The sequence below is a fragment of the Micromonospora sp. DT201 genome (assembly GCF_049841575.1).
In the GTDB taxonomy this organism is placed as follows: domain Bacteria; phylum Actinomycetota; class Actinomycetes; order Mycobacteriales; family Micromonosporaceae; genus Micromonospora.
Window position 1 is genome coordinate 1 of sequence record NZ_JBNCKP010000065.1, and the last position, 1,215, is coordinate 1,215.

Consider the following 1,215-nt stretch of genomic DNA (forward strand, 5'->3'; position numbering starts at 1 on the left):
CCCTCTTGGTCAGGATGGTGTGAGACACCCCGTGTGAGTTGGGGGTGCTGACCTGAGGACGGGGATCGGAGATCCTTGTGTACGTGTCCACCTCATCTGGCAAGCAGTCGGCGTCTGACGGCGGGGCCGATCCGGCGCCGAAGCCGTCTCGGCGGGTTTTCAGTTCGGAGTACAAGCTCGCGATGGTCGCCGAGTACGAGAACGCCCCGAACGGGGAGAAAGGCGCGATCTTGCGCCGGGAGGGCTTGTACTCGTCTCACATCATCGAATGGGCACGAGCTCGTGACGGCGGGCTGCTCGGCAATCCGGGCGGCCGGAAAGAGGATGCCGCATCACTTGCGGCGGGGCAGCGGGTGAAGAAGTCGGCTGAGCAGTTGGAGTTGGAGAAGCTACGCCGGCAGAACGAGAAACTCCAAGCGGATCTGAAGAAGACCCGCATGGCCCTCGATATTATGGGAAAAGCACACGCGCTCTTGGAAGAACTCTCCGAGAGCGCGGACAACGACAGTCCACCGAAGAGATTCTGACCGCCGTCTTCGCGGAACTGCGTGAGGCCGGGACAGCGGTGCAACGCGCGTGCACGTTGACCGGAACATCACGGGCGACCTACTACCGCCAGGTGAAGCCTCTTGGACCGCGGCACGGGCCGTGGCTGCCGCGGACGCCGCCGCCGCAAGCGCTCAGTACCGCCGAACGTGACCAGGTCCTGGCCCTGCTGAACTCGCCCGCCTACGCCGATTTGGCGATCCCGCAGGTCTGGGCAAGGGAACTTGATGCCGGCCGTTACCACTGCTCGATGTCCACGATGTATCGAATCGCCCGTGCCGCAGGGCAGAGCCGGGAACGACGCCGACTGGCCAGCCACCCGCCGCGGGTGCGCCCCGAGTTGGTCGCGACCGGCCCCGGCCAGGTGTGGTCCTGGGACATCACCGCGTTGAAAGGACCAGTCAAAGGCGTCTGGTTCAAGTGCTACGTCATCATCGATATCTACTCACGTTACGTCACTGGCTGGCTTGTCGCCGCCGGCGAGGACGCGGTCGTAGCCCGCGATTTCCTCGCCGACGCGATCTCGCGAAACGGGATCGAGCCGCGCACCATCCATGCCGACCGCGGCGGCGCTATGACATCGAAACCGGTATCAGAAATGCTCGTCGACCTCGGTGTGCTCCGCTCGCATTCACGACCCCGGACCTCGAACGACAACCCGTACTCCGA

Annotated in this window: 2 protein-coding genes; both read left to right on the plus strand. The window is 64.4% G+C overall.

Annotated features, from left to right (window positions below):
• Positions 1 to 83: 83 nt before the first annotated feature.
• Positions 84 to 527, plus strand: coding sequence for a hypothetical protein (locus ACLQ28_RS34410; protein WP_425690431.1), 444 nt, complete (start codon positions 84 to 86; stop codon positions 525 to 527).
• A gap of 347 nt (positions 528 to 874) precedes the next feature.
• On the plus strand, positions 875 to 1,215 hold a 341-nt coding region (locus ACLQ28_RS34415), incomplete at its 3' end, for a transposase (RefSeq protein WP_425690432.1).